Raw genomic sequence first — 21253 nt, 5'->3', positions numbered from 1 at the left:
GAAAATGAAAAATCAAGAAATTATTATTAAAGGAGCAAGAGAAAATAACTTAAAAAATATTAGTCTTACTATCCCAAAAAACAAATTAGTTGTTTTCACTGGATTAAGTGGTTCAGGGAAAAGTTCTCTTGCCTTTAACACAATTTATGAAGAAGGTAGAAGAAGATATGTTGATTCTCTAAGTTCATATGCAAGAATGTTTTTGGGTGGAACTAGTAAACCGGATGTTGACAGTATCGAAGGACTATCTCCATCAATTTCAATCGAACAAAAAACTACACATAATAACCCACGTTCTACAGTTGGTACAGTAACTGAATTATATGATTACTTTAGATTGCTTTTTGCTAGAATTGGTAAGCCATATTGTCCAAAACATAAGATATTAATATCTTCTCAAACTTCAAAAAGTATTATAAATAAGGTTATAGAAGAAAATTTAGAAGAGAAATTGATTATTTATGCACCACTTGTAGATAACGAAAAAGGAACTCATAAAAACTTACTTGAAAGATATAAAAGTGAAGGTTATGTAAGAGTTAGAATTGATGGAATAACCTATAAATTTGAAGATAAAATTGACCTGGATAAAAACTCACGTCATACAATTGATTTGGTGATTGATAGAGTTAAAGTTGATGAAAATAACAAATTAAGAATTACACAAGCAATTGAAATTGCTTTCAAGATTTCTAATGGTTTACTAAAAATAGAAAATATTGATAAAAACATCGAAAAGTTATATTCAAAAAATCACTCTTGTGTTTATAAAGATTTTGACATGCCTAAAATTGAAACTAAATTATTTTCTTTCAATGCTCCAAATGGAATGTGTCATCATTGTAGAGGTATAGGTGTTGATATCAAAGCTGATTTTGATGCATTAGTTCCTGAACCTTGAAGAACTATTGACCAAGGTGCAATAAAAATCTTTCAAAACACAGTAAACACTTCTAATTTGGAATGACAAGAATTTGAAGTGCTACTAAAACATTACAATATTCCTACTAACAAACCAATCGAAGAATTTACCAAAGAAGAATTAGAAATAATCAAGTATGGTTCTGAAGAAGAAATTGAATATGTTTTAACTTCAACAAGCGGTAATGTTTCAAGAAGAAAAAAACAAATTGAGGGTGTTTTAACTAAAGTTGAAAATCAATATTATGACACTTCGAGTGAAAGAATTAGAGATTGACTTAAAAAATACATGGGAACTTTTAGTTGTTCAGTATGTAAAGGGTCAAGACTAAATGATAAAGCACTTGCAGTATTAATTAATGATAAAAATATTTATCAAGTTACTCAAATGTCGATTTCTGATTGTTTAATTTTTGTCGAAAACTTAAATTTATCTGAAAATGAAAAAACTATTTCAAGTCTTATTTTAAGTGAAATTAACTCTAGATTAAGTTTCCTTAAAAATGTTGGTTTAGAATATTTAACACTTGACAGAAATGCTGAAACTCTTAGTGGTGGAGAAGCACAAAGAATTAGATTAGCAACTCAAATTGGTTCCAAACTCTCTGGAGTACTTTATGTACTTGATGAACCATCGATCGGATTACACCAAAGAGATAATCAAAAATTAATAAAAGCATTAAGAGAAATGGTTGATTTAGGTAATTCATTAATTGTGGTTGAACATGACGAAGAAACGATTTTTTCAGCTGATTATATCGTTGACATAGGTCCAGAAGCTGGTGTTCATGGTGGTAAAGTTGTGGCTCAAGGAACTGTAGAAGACATTGCTAAAGCCAAAGAATCTATTACCGGACAATATCTCTCTGGTGAAAAATTTATCCCAGTTCCAAAATCTCGTAGAAGTGGAAATGGAAAAGTTGTAACAATTAAAGGAGCAAAAGAAAACAATCTTAAAGATATCGATGTTACAATTCCGCTTGGTAAATTTGTTTGTGTTACAGGGGTTTCTGGTTCAGGTAAGTCTACTTTAATTAATGATATTTTAGTCAATGGCGTTCAAAGTACAATAAGTAAAGGAAATACTGAGTACATTAAAAAAGCTAAATTTAAGTCAATTAATGGTTTATTTAACATTGATAAATTAATAGCAGTTTCACAAACTCCTATCGGAAGAACTCCTAGATCTAATCCAGCAACTTATGTTGGTGTATTTGATTTAATTAGAGAAATTTTTAGTAATGTTGAAGAAGCACGTGCACGTGGCTACACAAAATCTCAATTTAGTTTTAATGTGCAAGGTGGACGTTGTGAAAAATGTTTCGGTGAAGGTTATATAAAAATAGAAATGCACTTTTTACCAGATGTTTATACTCCTTGTGATGATTGTGATGGAACTAGATTTAAACAAGAAACACTTGAAATTAGATATCACGGGTTAAATATTGCTGAAATTTTAGATTTAACTGTTGAAGAAGCACTCCAAGTTTTTGAAAACAAAGCTAAAATTAAAGATATTTTACAAATTATGTACGATGTTGGTCTCGGTTACGTAAAACTAGGTCAAAGTTCAACTACTCTTAGTGGTGGAGAAGCACAAAGAATTAAATTAGCCCTTTATTTACAAAAGAAACCTACAGGTAAAACTATTTATGTTTTAGATGAACCAACCACAGGATTGCATACTCATGATGTTTCTAAATTACTAAAAATATTGAATAGAATTGTCGATAATGGTGATTCAGTTGTGGTTATCGAACATAATTTAGATGTAATAAAATCAGCAGACTATATTATTGATTTAGGACCTGATGGCGGAATTAATGGCGGTCAAGTTGTTGCTTCTGGAACACCCGAACAAGTTGCTGAAAATGAAAATAGTTATACTGGTTCATTCCTTAAACAAATACTATTAAAAGAAAAATAATACAATATAATAATAAATATTAATAATTAGTAAGGAAAAAATGAGTAATAATAAAAGTATAAATTCCAAAAAAATCATCGACATGTACAACTTAGATGTAATTAATTTTGAGTCTAATCCAAACTTTTTAGATGTCAAAGCTCCTGCGATTAAGCGTGTAGGTCTTGAATTAGCTCAATTTATTGATCATCCTTATATTCAAAAAAACATTATTTCTTGAGGAACAACCGAAAGTACATGATTTTTATCAATTGGAAAAGAAAAAACCTGTGAAGCACTTAGATTTGTATTTAAATACACACCACCACTTGTAATTCTTTCAAAAGGAGTTAGTCCTGATGTCATTCCTTGAATAGTGGAATCGGCAAATGAATTTAAAATTCCTGTTTGTATAACAAATCATTCTAATTCAACTATTACAACAACCATCGGTTCTCAATTAAATAGTTTCTTTGCTGAAGAGACACAAATTCATGGTAGTTTAGTTCAAGTCGGAGGAGTTGGTGTACTAATAATAGGTCAATCAGGTTTAGGTAAGTCTGAAGCAACGCTTGACTTAATCCAAAAAGGTAATATCTTTATTTCTGATGATGCAGTTTTAATTAAAAACATCGGTGGTGTTGTCTATGGTAGAAGTCCTGAGATAACAAGAAATTTCTTGGAAGTTCGCGGAATTGGAATCATTGATGTTAAATATACATATGGAATTCGTTCAGTAGCTTCTAAATGTCAAATTCAGTTAGTAATTGAATTAGTTGAAAAAACCGAACAAAACTCATTAGACAGACTTGGTACACAAATCCTTACTTATACAATATTAAATACTAAAATCAAAAAAATTAGAATTCCAGTAAAAGATGGAAGTAACACTGCTTCACTAATAGAAGCAGCGGTAAGCACTTATCTAGCTAGACATGATGGATATGATGTAATTAAAACAATAGAGTCAAGAAGGGAGAATTAAAATGAATCAGCCTACTCCAATTTGAGTTCCTGAAGTAGGAATTCGTGCTGGTGCAAATACCCCTTTATTTAGCATTGGTTCATATGATTTTAGAGTTTATTCATTGATGATTATGCTTGGTATCATAGCTTCGATTTTATCAATTGCATTTTTCTGATATCGTGCAAAATATAAAATTGAAATTTTAATGACTTTTATTTTAATTACTGTTCCTTCTGCAATCATTGGGGCTCGTTTAGGTTTTGTGGTCGAAGAATTACTTTATTCACCTAATCCATTTGCAGGTTCACACTGATACGCAATCTGAGATGGGGGACTTTCGATTCAAGGTGGTGTTATTCTCGCTGTTATCTTAGATTTATGATATGGTTATACCCAGAGAGATGTTATCGACATGCGTAAAGTTGCTTCGTACATCATTCCGACAATTTTAATTGGTCAATTCATAGGACGTTGAGGTAACTTTGCTAACCATGAACTTTACGGTAGAATTGATTATTCAGGACAAAGTTCATTAATTTTTGGTAAAAGTTTTGCACAAAATATGTACATAATTGACAATTTAAGTGAATCATTATACGGACAAGGTGTTGCAGCATATCGTTATCCTTTATTCCTTTATGAAGGTATTGCAAACATAATTGGATACTTGATTATCGTTTGAATATTTAATTTATTTGGAATTTTTAAACCTGGTGCTACTTCAGGATTGTATTTTATCCACTATGGTATAGTTCGTAGTATTATGGAACCTTATCGTCAAGATTCGTATAATCTTTATATTGTTGTTTCAATCATATTTGCTATTGTCGGACTTCTTGTATTTGTTTACTTTGAATTCTTTAGTAGAACAAACTATATAAGAGTTAAAAAATCGTACTATTGAGATTGAGAATATGCAAGTGAAAAAACTGTTGAAAGTAAATTTACATTCAAGAAATTTTTAGCTAAACTTAAATAATAAACTATATAAGACCTTAAAAAGGTCTTTTATTTTTGTAATTTCAGGAACCAATAAAAATAAAAAATGCAAATATTAATTTGCACTTCTATTATGATAAATATTTTTTAAAAAATTCTTCAATTTTATCAAATGGGATAAAATGTTTGTTTCCACCGTCATATAAGTCAACGTGGTTTGCGTCTTTTATAGGTAAAAAAAATTTATTTTCTGTGTATTTATTACCTTTTAACATATTCTCGTATGCATCTTTAGCAAAATAATATGAATGTGCCTTGTCACCATGAATCATAAGCACAGCAGAACGAATTTCATTGCTATATTGTAAAATTGGTTGATTTATAAACGACATAGATCCGATAGAATTCCAACCTTGATTAGAATTTAGACTTCTTTCATGATAACCTCTATCTTTTCTTTTGTAATAGTCACTATATTCTTTAACAAATAGAGGCATACTTTCATCAACAGGAATTTCCAAACACCCGCCCATTCTAGAGTAGTTTTTTGTCTTAAATTCTCTGGTTCTTAAATTATTTAAGGTTAACTTTTTGCTATGACGATGTTCTTTGGTGTTTTCTCCATCAAAATATCCATTAGCATTTAAACGAGACATATCATACATTGTTGAAACCAAAGTTGCTTTAACTCTTGTATCAATAGCAGCTGTGTTCAAAGCTAGACCACCTCAACCACAAACACCAATAATTCCGATTTTATATTGCTCAACTTTCTTGTTATTTGAAAGAAAATCTACTGCTGATTGAAAATCTTCAGTGTTAATATCAGGCAAAGCCATATTTCTTGGATTTCCACCACTTTCGCCTGTAAATGATGGGTCAAATACAACAGATACAAAACCTCTTTTAGCCATTTCTTGCCCATATAAACCAGAACATTGTTCTTTAACAGCACCAAATGGTCCGCTAACAGCTAAAGCAGGAAGTTTATCATTTGTATTTCTTGGGTAATACATATCAGCAACAATTTCAATTCCATATCTATTTGTAAATGAAACCTTTTGACATTCTACTTCTTCGTATTTTTTAAATGTTTTATTTCATTCTAAATTTGTCATTTATTATTTTCTCCTTTAATTATTCTAATTCAAATACAATTTCTTGAGTTCCGGAACTTAAAATATGTTTGAATTCAGAAATTTCATTTATTCTACCTATTTTTGTGTAACTTCAAGAATTGCTTCCATAAAAAATTACAATTTTGTTCGAGTCATATAATACAATATCACCGACTTCGGTTCTCATATATTTATCATTGTGAGGCAGTTTCTTTTGAAGTAACCAACTTTTTCAAATCCGCCATAATCGCTAAACATTACTATTAATGAACCATTTTAATTTATAAGTTTTTTTAATTCATTTGTTGTCGTATTTTGTTCTAATGTTATAGTAAATTTTTTATTATTAATTTTAACTATCATGTTATTCAATTCTTTCTCAGTATTTTTAGAATTACTATTATCATAATTCTTTTTAGTTTTATTAACTATCATGAATGATGCAACAATGGTTGCAGAAGTAATTAATGTAAGTAAAACAATTAGTTTTTTTTATAATTTTTTTCATATTAAATTCTTTTAAATTCTATTAAATAATAATTCAAACAAATTTGTCGAAATATAAATAATGATAAATCGTCCTAAAAATTATTTATATTACTACAAAACTCTGTGTTAGTAAAAGTGAGAGTGAAATAAGGAAAAAAGTGAAGGTGCAATAGAAATAAAAGTACTTATTAAACTTATTTATAGTATTTTATGTATAAAACTGATGTTTGATTATTTATAAATACTTTTATTTAAATGTGTTATAAATATCTTTTTTAAAACTATTTCAATCTCAAAATAAATGAAATAAAAACTGAGTAATTAACTCAGTGTATAATCATTTTAAGTATTTATATTTTTTTAATCAATTCTATGTTGTTATCTATTATTTCTTCAAATGTTGTTTCTTTGACAAAATTATTTTTAATAGAATAAGATTTTCATCTTTCCAAGAAAGAATCATCATTTCTTAAATCTTCCAATAAATCTATAATTTTTCTTATATTAAATTCTGTTTTTCGATATTTAAAGGTTTTAATGCACGCATCCTTTAATATTTTTCAATTCACTTCTTTTTGTTTTAATTTATAAATTATATAAAGATCATAGTAGTCTTTACTTCTGCTGTTTAAAAATCCTTTGTCGTAAATAGTGTGTATTTTTTCGGCAAGCATTGTTTCTAAAGGATATGCTTTAATCCTTATTTCATCAGAATCAAATGAACTTATATATTTATAATCTATCGGATGTGGAGTAATAATATCTCCAGTAGCAATATCAAGTGGAATAATTTGTTTTATGTTTTCCATTTTACATAATACACTTACACGAAATCCTCCGTATTCATCTTCTTTTTTAATTGATTCAATACTTCGCAATTCGTAAAATACAACATCTGATTTTTGAGGTTCAAAAACTTCATTTAATATTTGAATAACATTCTGCTTAGATAACTCTAAATTGTGAAGAAGAAAATCAATATCTGTTGTGGTTCTTGTGTTTATACCAACTACATTTGATAATAAAAACCCACCCTTAAAAATAAATTTTCCTTTATATTTGCTCGTAGCAAGCTTTTTTAATATACTTTCTAAAAAGTAGCATAACATAACTGAATTAAACGATACTCCAGTATCTTCACTAATTTTACGACAAATATATGTTAATTTTTCTTTAGTAATAAAATACCTCCATAATTTCTCTAACTTTTCTTTCAATTCCCATTTGTTTAGCAATTTTATAAAGTGAATGTATATCTTTTTCTTTATATTCAGAGTAAGAACGAATGAGATTTACATAAACTTCTATATCCATTTCTTTTTTGTTTGCAATGAAATCACACAATATTCTTTCGTACGAATAAAGTCTTACCTCATTTCCAAACATAGTTGTTTTTTTAATAACACCTAGATTATATATCGATTTTTTTACATAATGAATATTTAACTTATTATCTTTTTTGTTGAATTTATAACCGTTATATACAGAAATATCTATATTTCATGGTATTTTATCAGTTTGACCAAGTAAGTAGAGTGCAATTTCATATGAAAAAATAACTTTTTTATACTGATGTTGAATAAGAAACAAATCATCATAATTGCCTCATTTTGTTATATAAACACCTCTTGCAATTCTGCTTATTTTTCCTTCCTTCAATAAACGATTAATGTATATGGTTGGAATATTGTGTTCTCTACAGTATGAAGTCGTTATAATACCACCTGATTCTTTAAGATAATTTTCTATTTTTTTCTTGTATCCTATATTGAATTTTTTAATTGTTGCTTTCACACATATATTATATCAGTTTTAAAGTGTAAAAGCAACAATAATAGTCTTCAAAATATTTATAGATAATTGAAAAGTAGATGGCATGATAACAACTAATGTACAGAAAATATTAAATCTAAAATATGCTGGGAGTTTTTTGGATAAAAATGTAGTTGCAAGCAAATCAGACTTTTACATGCTTAACCATATCACAAGGTTTGTTAATGAAGGGTTTTGTCTATTAACAAATATTGATAAGTTGTGTGAAAATAAAGTTTTTAGAAATAGTTTCAATCAATTCTTTAACATAACATCAGATATAAAAGATTTTTATAATTTTATATCAGAAAATTGGGAATGAATTAATTCAGAAATAAATAATATTTTTACAAAAGATTTCAAAAAAATGAAATATTACTTAAATTCCTATTAACAATATTGGAAAATCTAAACAATAATATGATTAATAAATTAGTGAGTACAGTAAATAGAAACTAAGTATATAATCAATTTTAATTATTCAATAGTTTTTTAATCATTTGTATAGTAACAAACAAAAGAAACATTTAAATAGAAAAATCTGGTTTTTTATTTCCTATTATGTATGAAAAAAGTGAAAGTGAAATAAGGAAAAAAGTGAAAGTGAAATAATATCAATAAAACTTATTAACCTTATTTATAGATTATTTAGAACCAATACATTTTTTAAATTTTATATTTAAAGATTTATACCTATATTAGGTAATAAAATGGACTAATTAAAAAAGAACAGTCATACAGCAATTGTTGTATGAATGTTCTTTTTTACGGATGCATATTGTCCATATCAAAAAAACTCAAAAGAAAATATTCACAGACACATTAGAAGGTTTATTCCTAAAGGTGTTTCTATGGATAAATTCACAAATAAGCAAATTTATGCAATGATCAAAAGAATTAATGAATATTTAACACTCATTAATCAATAGTTTTACTAAAAATTCTAAAATCGGTCATACCGATTATTTTGGTGTGCTTTTTTATATAAAAAAAGCATTATATTTATATAAATTGAAACACTAACGTACTTCTAGGACTTTGATTAAAATGCATTGTTAAATGACTTTTCTATTTCATACCGAATTAAAAAACTAAAAACTTTCAAAAGAGTTTAACTTTTTAAGGTAAAATATTATCGTTATGGTTAAACAATATGCTCAAATTATTGTTAAGAAGATTATTATTGATAATCTATTTTTGGGCGTTTAATTGTAATATATGAATAAACTATGTTATACAACAAAAGGCCCATATTGTGGGTCTTCCTTTTTTAAACCTTGAAGTGCAAACGCTTCTCTTAACAATATTTTACAGTAAAATTGGTAGATTTTTTGAGAAAAGAAGCCCCGCGGCGCTTGAGCGGATCAGTCCGTTAGGACGTTTCCCTATAACCTTTTTTAAACCTTGAAGTGCAAACGCTTCTCTTAACAATATTTTACAGTAAAATTGGTAGATTTTTTGAGAAAAGAAGCCCCGCGGCGCTTGAGCGGATCAGTCCGTTAGGACGTTTCCCTATAAATTTTTAAAAAGAAAAGCCAGAGCGGCGACTGAGCGTAGAGAAAAAGAACCATATTAGAAGTGTGGTTTAATAACAGAAAAAATCAAAAGCCTCTCCACGGCGTTTGAGTGGAAAGTTTATCAACAAAATATTATGTAAAACGTATTGTGGTTGAAATTGGGATATATGTGGTCAAAGACCACATTTTATTATTCAAGATTAGGTAAAAGATCTAGTAAAATCATTTCTATATTTAACTCTTGTTCAGCCATTTCTCTAGAAGATTTAAAACCAAAAATTTTTCTTGGCATATTGTTTATTTCATCTTGAAGTTCTTGAACTTCTTCATCAGTTAATTCTGTAAAATCAAATCCTTTTTTGAATTTTCTACGAATTAGTCCATTAAAATGTTCATTTGAACCTCTTTGAAATGAACAATATGGTTGTGCTTTATAAATTAATAAGTCATTTTTATAGGCTACTAATCCTAAGGCTTGAAATTCAAATCCATTATCTGAAGTTATTGATAAAAATGGAAATGGATAATCCTTAATTATTTCATTCAGCACCTTGTTTATCTCAAATCAAAATTTGCTAGTGACCTTTTTTATAATGGTAAAACGTGTTTTTCTCTCTGTTAAAGTTAGTAAGTTGTGATACCCTTTTCCCTTTCTTCCAATAACTAAGTCAATTTCTCAATGACCCCATTTTTCTCTAGTTTCTATACTTTTAGGCCGCATAGGTATAGGGAAAACAAACTTGTTACCATGCGTTAATCTAATCTTATAATCAGTCTTTCTTTTACCATTCTTAACATACCCTTTTCTTAAACGGTTTTTCATTTTCAGGACTCAAATATTTAATTTAATTCATTTGTAAAGAGTTCTAATAGAATAACCTTTTTTACCTGTTTTTTCCTGATAAAGTTTAAGAGTAGCTTCAACGCCATGATAATTTTTTTCATAGTGTTCAGTAAAGAAATCATTAAATTCTTTGTTTGCAAAAGCATTATGATTCCTTGAATAGCATTTTCGAATTTTTGTTTTTTTATTAGCATATGCAGCATCATATTCACCGTAGATATTCGAATTTCGTTTAACTTCTCTAGAGATTGTACTTACAGATCTTCTTAACATTTCTGCAATTTCTTTTAATGTTTTGAAACCATAGTTGATTTGAATAATTAATCTCTCTTCTGGTTTTAATTGTGTATAATTCATATGACCTCATTTCAAATTTAAGGGTTAAAAGAGAAACATTGTTTAGTTTTGGTTAGTTTCTCTTTTTTTATTTTAAACTAATTTAAACTAAAAAGTACAAACACAAACATGTTTGCACTTGAAAGTATAATCAAGGAAGGCCCATATTGTGGGTCTTTTTGTTTTGAAAGGGTAAAAATGACTTTAGCAGTTTTAAACAGTTATGTAAAAGAGGTAAACAAGAGAGAAAATATTGCAAACAAAGTGAATGTAAAATTATCAAGAAATGGTTTAGTAATTGATGTTTATGGAAAAGCATACATAACAATTGTTTGTGGATTTACCTGAAAATGTACAATAAAACAAGATTAGGAGAAAATAATGTCTAATTACAGTCAAAGTTATTTTGATCAAATAAGACTAATGGTGAATCACACCTATGTCTTAATTGATGATGAAAATTATACATATTTAGAAAATTCACTCTCTAATTCAAACAAAAATCAGGGCTTTAAATTACATATTTCTCCATATATTGAAAATGTAAATGAGGTGTTATTAATATGCACTAATTTTTGTGTTAAAAACAATTTGTCATTTAAATTTATAAAAAATAAAGAAAAGTTAATGGAGAATTATTCGGATTTAACAAGTCTTGAGAATTCTTGCAAATTTATAACAATTTATTTAGAAAATAATGAACAAGAATTAGCGAATAAATTATCTGATATGCTTAAAAATTACAAAGGCCTTGATATATTTAGTGATAAAAAAGTACCTAATTCGGAAATTGTTTATTATAGATATGGTGATTTTAGAAAAAACAACAATAGTGATGACGATAGAAAATTTTTTGATTTACCTGAAGGTGTTTCTGACTTGTATGTTAGTGAAAATAGTCAAGAATTTTTGCTTAATAATAAGTATAAAATATTAAATATTTTAAATAAAAAAACATCATCATTAACTTATTTAGCAACTTTTAATGAAGAAAAATATATTATAAAACACGCCAAATACGGAACTTTTACAAGCCATTTTGTTGAATCAACAAAAAGAAAAAATGATGAAGTACTTTTCTATAATAAATTAATTAATAAGTCAAACTTTGCAAATCATATTGAAAACTTCAATGTTGAAAATGATTTATTTACAGTTTGAGAATTTATGGATGGAACTAAAATTTCTGATCAAGTTGATGAATTTTCTTGTTTTTATGATTTTAATAAAGAAAAAAATTCACATGTGAAAAATTTTTATTTAATTTTTGAACAATTACTAGAATTATTAAGCAAAAACAATGAGTTAAGTTTTATAGATATTGTTCCGAGAAATTTGATTTGAAATAGAAATGAAAATAAACTTTACTTTATTGATTTGGATCATTGTGAACTTAAAAAACAAAGCTGAGACATAAACAATCTAGAATTAAGAAATTTTATTTATCAATACTTTACAAATGAAGTCCATCTCTTTGAAAATTTAACTGAACAAAGATTAAAATCATTTTTCTATAAATTATTAAAAGTCAATAAAATCGATTATTGCATTTATTTATTATTTCTAGAAACTTGTAATAAAGATAATGATTTAAACAACTATTTTGAAATATTGAAAAATAAAAAAACAGATAGTTGACCTAAAATAAAAGATGAATTAATTTCATTTAATCCTAATTCGAAATTAAGAACTGATTTTAATTTGGATGAGCTATATTTTTGATTAATAAGTTTTTATAAAAATAAAGATAAGTTATTTAAACTAAATCAATTTGCAAATCATTCAAGATATAATTTTAAAAAAATTGTTAAAATGGGCGGAATCAATATAAGAACTAAAGATTTTGTATTTTTAGAATTCTTCAATGCAATGTTAAAACTTAACTGAAAAAATGATAAACAAAAAATAAATGAACTTTTACTCAAGTATGAAGAAAAAATGGTAAAAGTTGAAAATAAAATTTATTATAACAATAATAATTCTTATCTTTCACCTTATTTTATAGATGGAACTGCTGGTTATTTATTTTGCTTAATATTGTATTTTAAATATATTCAAAAAGATGAAAATGTTAAAAGTAAAATCCTTGAGTTGTCTAATTCATTAACAGATAGTTTTGCAAATAAATTTTCAATTTATAATGGTCTTACAGGAATTATGCTTGTTCAATTTATGGTTTTCAATTTATTCAATGATAAGAAATTGTTATTAAAATTAAGTGAACAATTAGAACTAATGAGTATTTTTGCAATCAATAATTTTAATGATGGTGTTGATAAAGACGTTATTTCAGAATTTGAACTGTCAATATTTCATAACTTATGTAAAAAAATTAAAAAGAAAGGGATAAGAAATGAAATATTTATTTAAACTCAAAGGTATTTCAACATTAATTTTTACCTTATTATTAATCCTTTTTGCAATTGAATTTGTTATTTCATATTTTTATGGTATTTTAATAAATTATTTAACTTTATCATTAACTGATGAGAGCACAAAATATTTATTAATTTATTTAGGATTATTAGTACTATCAATAATCATTTCATTTATTTATAGTATTTTTCAAAATAAACTAGCTACCAGAATAAACTTATTTATAAGCAAGAAAATTTATACTAGTTATGCTAATTTAAAATTATCTGAAAGTATAAAGTATGAAAGAAATGACTGATTTTACATACTAACTCAAGCACCATTTAAATATGTTAATGAATATGTTCTACAAGTATTCACACTACTTAAATCAGTTTTATCATTCTTGGCTATTATAGTTGCGGCGAGTGTGATTTCACCAATAACTATAAGTTATACTTTACCAGCATTTATAATTTATTTAATTATTATTTACTTACTAAGACACAAGCTAAACAAAGTTTCTGACTTACAAAAAACTTTATATACAATTCCAATGGCGGAAAGTCAAAAATATATTGAATATCTTTTTACTAGTTCTATAAATAGTCGTTCAAACGAATTGGCAAATTCATATGCAAACTCATTAGAAAATAAAATCTATAAAAAGATCAATAACCTTTCAAACATTTATTCAATTTATATATTTGTTTTACAATCGTTTGCTTTACTATATACATTTATCATTTTAAGTTTGAGTATGGTTGTTTGGGTAGTTAATCCTGCTTTAATTACTATAGCATCACTATCAGTTTTAATGACAAAATTTTTTGAGCTTAACTCTTATTCAACTTCAATTGTTAATGCACTAACAGTAATTAAAGTTGCCAAAAATGTATTTAATGACGTTATTGAAAAAGTAAATTTAACTGAAAAAAGTATTCTTAATGCTGAGATTAATCACGAAAAAGAAGTTGTTAATTTTGAATCGCTTGAACTTAAAGATGTTAGTTTAACTCTAGAAAATAAAGAAATATTAAAAAATATTAATTTAAGAATTAAAAGAAATGATAAAGTTTTAATCACAGGTGCAAGTGGTTCAGGTAAATCGACATTGTTAAAATTATTAACAGGTCACTATGAAGACATAAGTTCTGGGTTAATTATATTAAATAATAATGTAGTTAATAATCTTGAAAGTCTTCAAGGTAATTCATTTTTAGCTACTACAAGTATGAATTTCTTTGAGTCAAATTTAAATGAGAACTTAACATTAAATAATTCTCAAAATACTAAAGTACAAGAGTTGCTTAAATTATTTAACATGGAAGTTAAACTTGATGATGAAATTGTTGATAAAGACCCAGAGTTTTCAACTGGCCAAAATCAACGTTTAGCTCTTATTCAAGCATTAATGAGCGACAAAGAAATATTACTATTTGACGAAAGTTTTTCAAACATTGATAAAGAGAATTTTGATGTAATTTTACCTTATATATTAAACCTTGATAAAACTATAATTATAATTTCGCATACATTAAATAGTGAACACATTAATAAATTTGACCAATTAATTAATATAAAGAATGGAGAAATCAATGAAGCTTAAAAAATATTTATTTCTTAATTGAAAATTAAGTTTGTTTACTATATTGATTGTTCCAATTTTTTCTATCATTAATGTTATTATTCTATGGTTAACCACAACTTTACTTAAAGATATTACAGGAAATTCTGCAAGTGATATTAATTCACTAATTATTAAAATTGCAGTTTTTGCTGGATTCAGCATCATTTCACTATTATTTTTGATAGTTCAACAAAAGTGCTATTTATTGATTATCTTTAGAGGTCATTACCACTTAAGAAGAGATATTTATGCTCAAATCGCTAAAGCACACCCAAGATATATTAAAAATGCTGATAAGGAACAAATATTAAATACTCTCGAAAATGACTGTCATACCATAGCCCAAATGTTAATTTTGCCAGCAGCTTTTTTAAGTGGATTTTTAGAAGTTGCAGGAATCCTTATTCTTTATAGTTTTTTAAGTTGAGAATTGTTATTGATTTTCTTAGGTGTTACAGTTGTTAAAATTGTAAAAGACCTATTTATTTACAGTTTTTACTCTCCTTTTACCAAAAAAGATTCTGAAATTAAAAATACAATTATTAGTAAAGTTAATCGCTTTTTAAGCGTATATAATTTAATTATTTTTAGCAATAAAAAAGAATATTTTGTTAACAAATTTATTACTAAAATTACCCCAGTTTATAATAGTTATAATAAAAATTTAAATAATAAAACAGTAGTTAGTTATATTGCGAACTTATTAGATTTAGTCATTGAAGTAAGCGTATTTATTGGTGCATTCTTTTTATACAGAAGTGGAAAAATTGGTATTGAACTATTAATCCTTTCTATTGTTCACTTTGCTACACTTGCTATGAGATTAAGTTTCACAGTTCAAGTTTTTGGTGGATACTTCCAATTAATTTCTTTGTGAAACAAAGTTAAAAAATTTCTATCAACATTTAAGGTTCCAAATAATTTAAGTTTTAAGAAATTTGAAAAAATAGAATTAAAAAACATTAATTTAAGTTTTGATGATAAAAAAGTTTTTGAAAACTTTAATTTAACTATAAATAAGGGCGATAAAGTATTGTTACTCGGAAAAAGCGGATGTGGAAAAAGTACTTTAGCAAAACTTATGTTAAACTTATATGATAATTTTGAAGGCGACATTTTAGTTAATGATACTAAGGTTGAGAAAAACGATTCCTTAAGTAGCTTATTCAACTATTGCAGTGTCGAAAGTAAAAATACTTTAAATGTTAATCTAAGTGAAAATCAAAGCAGAAGTAAAGAATTACAAGAATTATTTAATGTAAACTTTATTAATGATCAAATTGAAGAAAATAAAAATTATTCAACTGGTGAGCAGCAAAGAATTAATCTTTTAAATAGTTTTTATGTTGACAAAGAAATTATGATATTAGATGAAAGTTTAAGCAACTTGGATAAGAAAAATCGTGATGAGATTATGAATAAGCTATTTAAGTTAGATAAAACAATAATTATGATTTCACACCACATTGAAAAAGACGATTATTCAATGTTTACAAAAGTTGTTGACTTCAATAAAAAATAAAAAATAAGTGCTTCGTTTCATAAATTGTGAAATAAACACTTATTTTTTTAATATGAATTTTAATCATAATTTCAAACTATTAAAAAGTTAATTTTTTAATAAATATTCAATCAAAAAACAACTTTTTAATATTTTTATAGTATAATTAACAAAAATAATTTTATTGAGAGGTTTTATGGACAAAAATATTTATGATTTAGCTATTATTGGAGCTGGCCCCGCAGGACTTAATGCAGCTCTCTATGCTTCAAGAGCAAATTTAAGTGTTATTTTTATTGAAAAAAGTGCGCCTGGTGGAAAGGTTTCACTAACTTCAAAAGTTGAAAATTGAATTGGTACTGAATTAATTGAAGGTTGAGAATTAGGAACTAAATTTTTTGAACATGCTAAAAAATATGGAGCATTATACAAATACGGTGAAGTTGTTAAAATAAACAATATTTCAGATTTGGATAAAGAAGTAGTTTTAGCTAGCGGAGAAATAATCAAATCAAAAACTGTTTTAATTGCAAGTGGTATGAAAAATAAAGTTCCAACTTTTATCAAGAATATAGAGAAATTTGAAAACCGCGGTGTTAGTTATTGTGCAATTTGTGATGGTCCGTTATTTGGAAAAAATCCTTCATTAATCCTTGGTGGTGGTAATAGTGCTGTAGAAGAAGCTGCTTATTTATCTAACATTGCTTCAGAGGTTACTTTAATAACAAATATCGATCATCTTACAGCTGAAAAACATCTAATTGCAGACTTAGAATTAAAATCTAATGTAAAGATTTTATATAATTCTACTATTAAGGAAATTAATGGACAAAATTCGCTTGAAAGTGCAATCATTGTTGACAATGGAGTTGAAAAAGAAATTAAAGTTTCATCATTATTTCCATACATCGGCATGGTAGCAAGCAATGAATTTATTAAAGATTTAGGTATTGTTGAAGAAAATGGATTTATTAAAACTGATGAACACATGCAAACAAAAATTCCAGGTATTTTTGCTGCTGGGGATATAATTGACAAAAAAATACGTCAAATTGTAACTGCAGCTAGCGATGGTTCAATTGCTGCTAAAGCAATCAGCGACTTGTTAAATAAATTGTAGTATGTAGTATAAAATTTAATATAGTATAATTTTATAAAAATAATTATTGGAGAATATTATGAACAATTTTTACTTAAATAAATCTATCCAAGAACTTAAAAAAGCAAAAAGTCTAGCCATAACATTGCTAGTGTTAAAATTTATTTTAATTTTTGCAAGTATTATATTCTTTGTGCTTTTAGGTCCTTCATTCCTTTTAACACTTTCTAATGCCGTTGCCGATAAACCTTCAGATCCAAATGCTTATGGACTATTTTCTGCAGCAATTTTATTACTTACTTTTGGTTTTGCTTTATTTTTCATTGCTATTGCAGCATTCATCATTCACATTATTGTTTGTGTGAAGTCTTACAAGATTGACAATACTTCATTTATCTTGCTTTTAGTTGGTTTCTTTATTGGCATTGTTGATTTAGTTGGAGGATTTATGCTTGTTTCTAGAATCAATAAACAAATTGATGAAGCTCAGTTTAAAACCCAATTTAATGCAATCAACCAAAATAATGAAAACATCAATTAAGAGTCTTAGGACTCTTTTTTTGTTTGTATTCATTATAAAACATCAATTTTATATTGCAAAAAAAGTTTCAAAAATACCATTCTTTTTTAAAATAAATAAAAAATAGTAGAATATAAAAGAATAACAATAGGAGTGATATGAAATTTATTGATTTATTAGACAAAAAAATAAAAGAAATCAATACAACTAAAAAAATTGTATTGATTGATGGTGATGATAATAGAAGCATTGAAGCGGCTAAATCACTTTCTAAAAAATACAAAAATATTGAAGTGACTTTATTAGTTGAGAAAGATCATGAACCAGTTGATAATTTACATTTTTTAAACATGAACAGTGATAAAAATGTAATTGAACAAATGGTTAAAGATTATGTAGTTTTAAGAAAAGGTAAAGAAACTGAAGAACAAGCAATCAAAGCACTTAGTTCGCGTCCATTTTATGCAATGATGCTTTTAGCTCAAGGAAAAATTGATGGAGTTGTTGGTGGATTGAATTATTCAACAGCAGACATTTTAAGAGCAGCATTTAAAACTATTGGACCAAAACCTGGAATCAAGACAATTAGTTCAGTTATGATTATGCATAAAGATGAGGATACATTAATCTTTAGTGACATTTCAGTAAACCCAAAACCTAATCAAGAACAACTTAGTGAAATTGGACTTAATGCAGCTGATTTTGCTAAACAAATGGGATTTGATCCTAGAGTTGCGTTTTTAAGCTTTTCAACAGATGGTTCTGCCAAAACTGATGAAACAGTCATGGTAAGAAATGCAACTGATTTATTTAACGAAAATTATAAAGGCGTTAAAGCTATTGGTGAAATACAACTCGATGCAGCTTTAGTTTCTGAAATTAGAAAAGCAAAATATTCTAGAGAATCTTATAGCGAAAGAGCCAATGTTTTAGTTTTCCCAGATTTAGGTGCTGGAAATATTGGATATAAATTAGTTCAACGTCTTGGAGGCTATGGTGCAATTGGACCAGTAGTAGTCGGTACAAACAAACCAGTAAATGACCTTTCGAGAGGAAGTACAGTTGAAGATGTTTTAAATACTGTTTTAATTACAGTTTTACAATCAGAAGGAGTTTAATCAATGTCTAAAATTTTGGTAATTAATGCAGGAAGTAGCTCAATTAAATTAACTCTTTTTAACAAAGAGAATTTTGAAGTTGTTGCTACAGGTATTGCTGAAAGAATTATTCTTCCAATGGGTAATATAACAATTAAATTCAATGGAAAACATGAAAAAGAATTAGCTTTACCAAACCACCATGTTGCAGCTCAACACATTTTGGAAATGTTAAATGAGTTAAAGATTATTAACGATGTTAAAGAAATAGAATACATTGGATATAGAATTGTCCAAGGTGGACCATACTTTGATAAAGCTTCAAAATTAACTGAAAAAGAAATTCAATTAATTGATGAAGTTTCAATTTATGCACCATTACACAACCCAGGAGCTATTCAAGCTATTAGAGCTTTTAATGAAGTAATTCCACATGCTAAAGCAAGCGCAAATTTTGATACCGCTTTCCATACAACAATTAATAAAGTAAATTCAACTTATCCTATTCCAAGAGAAATTAGTGAAAAATATGGAATTAAAAAATATGGTGCACATGGTATTTCGCACAGATATATAACTGACAAACTTCAAGAGATTCTTGGTAAAAAATCAGTTAACTTCGTCAACTTACATATTGGTAATGGAGCATCATTATGTGCTGTAAAAGACTCAAAATCTTTCGATACATCAATGGGACTTACACCTCTTGCTGGAATTATGATGGGTACTAGAAGTGGTGATATTGATCCATCAATTCATGAATTTTTAATGAAAGAAATGAATGTAAATATTAGTGAATTTACAAACATGTTAAATAAACAATCTGGACTTCTTGGTGTTTCTGGTGTATCAAGTGATATGCGTGATGTTAGAAGTGCTGCTGAAAACGGTAATGAAAATGCTATTTTTGCTCTTGAACTTTATGTACAAAAAATTGTTGATTACACATCAATTTACTTTAATAAGATTGGACCTAATGTTGATGCGTTAGTTTTTACAGCAGGAGTTGGTGAAAATAGTCCGAAATTCAGACAAGAAGTTATTGATAAAATTAATTTTAGACACATTAAGTTAGATTCAGCTAAAAACAACGGAAATATTTCTGAATTTGAGTTAATTTCAACTCCGGATTCTGAAATTCCTGTTTATGTAATTAGAACTAATGAAGAATTAGTTATTGCTCGTGATGCAGTTAAATTATATGAATAAAAAGTACGCTATTTATCCAGGTTCCTTTGATCCTTGACACAAAGGACACATGGAAATATTAAAAAAAGCATTAAAAATTTTTGATGCTATTTTTATAATAGTTTCAATAAATCCTGATAAAGATAATCAATCAAACATAGATAAAAGATTTAATGACGTAAAAGAAAAAGTTAAAGATTTAGATAATGTTGAAGTTTTAATTAATAAAAGTGGATTTATTGCAGATATAGCTAGAGAGTTAAAAGTAAATTTCATTATCAGAAGCGCAAGAAATAATACTGATTTTAATTATGAACTAGAACTTGCTGCCGGGAATAAAACATTAAACAACGAACTTGAAACAATTTTAATTATGCCTAATTATGAAGATATAAATTACAGTTCAACACTTGAAAGACATAAGGAGAAACTTAAAAATGTTTAAATTTATTAAAAGCAGTTCAAATAAATCAAATTGATTAGTGCATTCTGGTGTTGAAATATGCTTTTGAGGGCGTTCAAATGTTGGGAAAAGCAGTTTAATTAATAGTATTACAAATATTTCTAATTTAGCTAGAGTTAGTAAAACTCCAGGTAGAACTCAGTTATTAAACTATTTTGCTGATGAAAACAAGGTTATCGTGGATTTACCTGGTTATGGTTATGCAAAAATGAGTACTAGAGAAAATGATAAAATGAATTTAATGATTCAAGAATATCTTGAAAATTCAACAAATTTAAGACATATTTTCTTGCTATTAGATTCTCGCAGAGGCATAACCGAACTTGATTCACAAGTAATTAGTTATATTAAGGCTTTACAAAAACCAATTACATTTGTTTTTACTAAACTAGACAAGTTAAACCAAAGCGAAAAATCTAAACTTTTAAGACTAATAAAAGAAATTGAAAGTGAATGATTTGAGTTTGATTACGTACTTGTTTCAACGCTCAAAAAAACTAATATAGATAAATTAAAAGACAAAATAGAATATATTTTTAAAGGAGAATAAT

At 26.7% G+C, this 21253-nt stretch carries 21 protein-coding genes; 15 read left to right on the top strand and 6 right to left on the bottom strand.

Going from position 1 to position 21253, the window contains the following annotated elements; translation table 4 throughout:
• Positions 1 to 4: 4 nt before the first annotated feature.
• Genes uvrA through lgt form a run of 3 tightly spaced genes read left to right on the top strand, consistent with a single transcriptional unit; the run spans position 5 to position 4773 of the window.
• On the top strand, positions 5 to 2848 hold the full coding sequence (gene uvrA, locus FRW55_RS02880) for an excinuclease ABC subunit UvrA (protein WP_146368649.1): 2844 nt from the start codon (positions 5 to 7) through the stop codon (positions 2846 to 2848).
• Positions 2849 to 2888: 40 nt separating this feature from the next.
• The gene (hprK, locus tag FRW55_RS02875; protein WP_146368648.1) at positions 2889 to 3812 is read left to right on the top strand and encodes an HPr(Ser) kinase/phosphatase; all 924 of its coding nucleotides are present in this window, start codon (positions 2889 to 2891) and stop codon (positions 3810 to 3812) included.
• 1 nt (position 3813) lies between these two features.
• Positions 3814 to 4773 carry a prolipoprotein diacylglyceryl transferase gene (gene lgt / locus FRW55_RS02870; protein ID WP_146368647.1) on the top strand — a complete coding sequence of 320 codons (960 nt, stop codon included), beginning with the start codon at positions 3814 to 3816 and terminating at the stop codon, positions 4771 to 4773.
• A gap of 91 nt (positions 4774 to 4864) precedes the next feature.
• On the opposite strand, the gene FRW55_RS02865 is transcribed toward lgt, so the two are convergent.
• The 5 genes from FRW55_RS02865 to FRW55_RS02855 all read right to left on the bottom strand — a co-directional run bounded on the left by FRW55_RS02865 (position 4865) and on the right by FRW55_RS02855 (position 8134).
• Positions 4865 to 5851 (bottom strand): alpha/beta hydrolase, encoded by a 987-nt coding sequence (locus FRW55_RS02865; protein ID WP_146368646.1) that lies wholly within the window; start codon positions 5849 to 5851, stop codon positions 4865 to 4867.
• A 19-nt stretch (positions 5852 to 5870) separates the two neighbouring features.
• Positions 5871 to 6059 (bottom strand): cyclophilin-like fold protein, encoded by a 189-nt coding sequence (locus FRW55_RS04120; RefSeq protein WP_272898367.1) that lies wholly within the window; start codon positions 6057 to 6059, stop codon positions 5871 to 5873.
• A gap of 68 nt (positions 6060 to 6127) precedes the next feature.
• The gene (locus tag FRW55_RS04115) at positions 6128 to 6286 is read right to left on the bottom strand and encodes a hypothetical protein (protein ID WP_162848287.1); all 159 of its coding nucleotides are present in this window, start codon (positions 6284 to 6286) and stop codon (positions 6128 to 6130) included.
• Positions 6287 to 6690: 404 nt separating this feature from the next.
• The gene (locus tag FRW55_RS02860; RefSeq protein ID WP_201798403.1) at positions 6691 to 7557 is read right to left on the bottom strand and encodes a nucleotidyl transferase AbiEii/AbiGii toxin family protein; all 867 of its coding nucleotides are present in this window, start codon (positions 7555 to 7557) and stop codon (positions 6691 to 6693) included.
• The gene (locus FRW55_RS02855; RefSeq protein ID WP_237025361.1) at positions 7514 to 8134 is read right to left on the bottom strand and encodes a type IV toxin-antitoxin system AbiEi family antitoxin domain-containing protein; all 621 of its coding nucleotides are present in this window, start codon (positions 8132 to 8134) and stop codon (positions 7514 to 7516) included. The genes FRW55_RS02860 and FRW55_RS02855 overlap by 44 nt, the downstream gene beginning before the upstream one ends.
• Before the next feature lie 82 nt (positions 8135 to 8216).
• On the opposite strand from FRW55_RS02855, the gene FRW55_RS02850 reads away from it, so the two are divergent.
• Positions 8217 to 8546: a hypothetical protein gene (locus FRW55_RS02850; RefSeq protein ID WP_146368645.1), complete on the top strand. Its 330-nt coding sequence runs from the start codon at positions 8217 to 8219 to the stop codon at positions 8544 to 8546.
• Between the two features lie 361 nt (positions 8547 to 8907).
• A complete protein-coding gene (locus tag FRW55_RS04110) occupies positions 8908 to 9081 on the top strand; it encodes a hypothetical protein (RefSeq protein ID WP_162848286.1) in 174 nt (57 codons plus the stop codon).
• Between the two features lie 778 nt (positions 9082 to 9859).
• On the opposite strand, the gene FRW55_RS02845 is transcribed toward FRW55_RS04110, so the two are convergent.
• A complete protein-coding gene (locus FRW55_RS02845; protein WP_146368304.1) occupies positions 9860 to 10870 on the bottom strand; it encodes an IS30 family transposase in 1011 nt (336 codons plus the stop codon).
• A gap of 177 nt (positions 10871 to 11047) precedes the next feature.
• On the opposite strand from FRW55_RS02845, the gene FRW55_RS02840 reads away from it, so the two are divergent.
• From FRW55_RS02840 to yihA, 10 genes are all read left to right on the top strand, one after another.
• On the top strand, positions 11048 to 11221 hold the full coding sequence (locus FRW55_RS02840) for a hypothetical protein (protein WP_162848285.1): 174 nt from the start codon (positions 11048 to 11050) through the stop codon (positions 11219 to 11221).
• 9 nt (positions 11222 to 11230) lie between these two features.
• Positions 11231 to 13219: a class III lanthionine synthetase LanKC N-terminal domain-containing protein gene (locus FRW55_RS02835; RefSeq protein WP_146368643.1), complete on the top strand. Its 1989-nt coding sequence runs from the start codon at positions 11231 to 11233 to the stop codon at positions 13217 to 13219.
• A complete protein-coding gene (locus FRW55_RS02830) occupies positions 13203 to 14813 on the top strand; it encodes an ATP-binding cassette domain-containing protein (protein WP_146368642.1) in 1611 nt (536 codons plus the stop codon). Before FRW55_RS02835 ends, FRW55_RS02830 begins: the two co-directional genes overlap by 17 nt.
• On the top strand, positions 14803 to 16356 hold the full coding sequence (locus FRW55_RS02825; protein ID WP_162848284.1) for an ATP-binding cassette domain-containing protein: 1554 nt from the start codon (positions 14803 to 14805) through the stop codon (positions 16354 to 16356). Before FRW55_RS02830 ends, FRW55_RS02825 begins: the two co-directional genes overlap by 11 nt.
• Positions 16357 to 16531: 175 nt before the next feature.
• Entirely contained in the window at positions 16532 to 17455 is a 924-nt protein-coding gene (locus tag FRW55_RS02820) for an NAD(P)/FAD-dependent oxidoreductase (RefSeq protein WP_146368640.1), read from the top strand.
• A 58-nt stretch (positions 17456 to 17513) separates the two neighbouring features.
• Positions 17514 to 17975: a hypothetical protein gene (locus FRW55_RS02815; protein WP_146368639.1), complete on the top strand. Its 462-nt coding sequence runs from the start codon at positions 17514 to 17516 to the stop codon at positions 17973 to 17975.
• 137 nt (positions 17976 to 18112) lie between these two features.
• Positions 18113 to 19072 carry a phosphate acetyltransferase gene (locus FRW55_RS02810; protein ID WP_146368638.1) on the top strand — a complete coding sequence of 320 codons (960 nt, stop codon included), beginning with the start codon at positions 18113 to 18115 and terminating at the stop codon, positions 19070 to 19072.
• A gap of 3 nt (positions 19073 to 19075) precedes the next feature.
• Positions 19076 to 20260, top strand: coding sequence for an acetate/propionate family kinase (locus FRW55_RS02805; RefSeq protein ID WP_146368637.1), 1185 nt, complete (start codon positions 19076 to 19078; stop codon positions 20258 to 20260).
• Positions 20253 to 20684 (top strand): pantetheine-phosphate adenylyltransferase, encoded by a 432-nt coding sequence (gene coaD / locus FRW55_RS02800; protein ID WP_146368636.1) that lies wholly within the window; start codon positions 20253 to 20255, stop codon positions 20682 to 20684. The genes FRW55_RS02805 and coaD overlap by 8 nt, the downstream gene beginning before the upstream one ends.
• The gene (gene yihA / locus FRW55_RS02795; protein WP_146368635.1) at positions 20677 to 21252 is read left to right on the top strand and encodes a ribosome biogenesis GTP-binding protein YihA/YsxC; all 576 of its coding nucleotides are present in this window, start codon (positions 20677 to 20679) and stop codon (positions 21250 to 21252) included. Before coaD ends, yihA begins: the two co-directional genes overlap by 8 nt.
• Position 21253: the final 1 nt, after the last annotated feature.

The organism is Mycoplasma anserisalpingitidis, from assembly GCF_007859615.1.
In the GTDB taxonomy this organism is placed as follows: domain Bacteria; phylum Bacillota_I; class Bacilli_A; order Mycoplasmatales; family Metamycoplasmataceae; genus Mycoplasmopsis; species Mycoplasmopsis anserisalpingitidis.
This window is presented reverse-complemented; position numbering and strand designations above follow the sequence as displayed.